Genomic DNA, 1,275 nt, shown 5'->3' with positions numbered 1-1,275 from the left:
AAGCCGAACCGGTAAGGTACATCGATAAGGTCGTGAGTAGTGATGGCCATATTACGAGGTTTGATGTGGGGAAATCGCCGTTTAAAGACAAGGCATCGGGTACGAATGGCGTTCTTATCATGGCGCGTGATATTTCAGAGCGTTATCTCGCCGAGCAAAAACTTGAACAAGCGAACCTTGAACTTGAGAAATTGAGCTTTATGGACAGCTTGACGCAAGTGGCGAATAGACGCCGATTTGATGAACGTCTTCATGTACTTTGGTATCACCACATTCGTGAAAAATTGCCTTTGACTATTATGTTGTGCGACATCGACTTCTTTAAAGATTACAACGACTGTTACGGGCACCAACAAGGCGACGAGGCGTTGATTCGTGTCGCGGCGGTCTCCAAGCAAGTGGTCAACCGTTCTTCAGACTGCGTGGCTCGATACGGTGGTGAAGAATTTGGTTTTATCTTGCCAAACACGACAACAGAAGGCGCAGAGCAAGTCGCTCAACGCATTCATCAACAGATTAGACAGCTTGATATGGAGCACGGTAGTTCGGAAGCTTCAGAACATCTCAGTGTGAGTATCGGCTTTGTTTCTTACGTTCCTCAGCATGGTGATGAACCCGAAATGGGCATCGCTATGGCCGACAGTGCGCTATACCAGGCCAAAGCCGATGGCCGTAATCGCACCTGCATCCACCCTAGTTCCTTCTAGCGCTTTGTGACCGCTTGCTCTAAGTTGATAGCAAGCGGTTTAAATCACCGTATTAAACACGTTAAACTGCTTATACCTTGTGTTCTCGTCTGTGATCTCATGGTTCTCGCCAGTTCATCAAGGTGAATGCCTCAAAATCAAACAGACCTAAATTGCGTTAGGCCTTGTACATCTGCCCGTTTTCAATATGTCGGGTTGATAGTTTGCTTGTGCCATGGAGTAGTGAATGAAGCCCATGAAAAATCTCGCCCAGTACTATGTAGACTTACTGGTGAAACTAGGGATTGTCCGTTTTTCAATTTTGTTAGCCCTAGCGCTGGTGGCACTTGCTGTCGTCGTACAAGTTGGTATCACTTTGGCTCTCAAAGGGCGCGTCGATGATATCGACATCGTACGTTCCGTTTTCTTTGGTTTGCTAATCACGCCCTGGGCCGTTTACTTCCTATCTGTGGTGGTAGATCAGTTAGAAGAGTCTCGTCAACGATTGACTAAGCTGGTTTCTAAATTGAAAGACATGCGTTCACGCGACCAAGAACTGAACTTCCAACTACAGCAGAATATCGAAAAG

1 protein-coding gene and 1 pseudogene are annotated in these 1,275 nt (G+C 46.6%); both read left to right on the top strand.

Going from position 1 to position 1,275, the window contains the following annotated elements:
* Nucleotides 1–707: diguanylate cyclase (locus R7P67_RS24910; protein ID WP_318086330.1), on the top strand; the 707-nt coding region annotated here is incomplete at its 5' end.
* A 226-nt stretch (nucleotides 708–933) separates the two neighbouring features.
* Nucleotides 934–1,275 (top strand): annotated as a pseudogene (locus R7P67_RS24905) (aerobic respiration two-component sensor histidine kinase ArcB); the annotation flags it as partial.

This window comes from Vibrio sp. Vb0937, from assembly GCF_033338855.1.
This window is presented reverse-complemented; position numbering and strand designations above follow the sequence as displayed.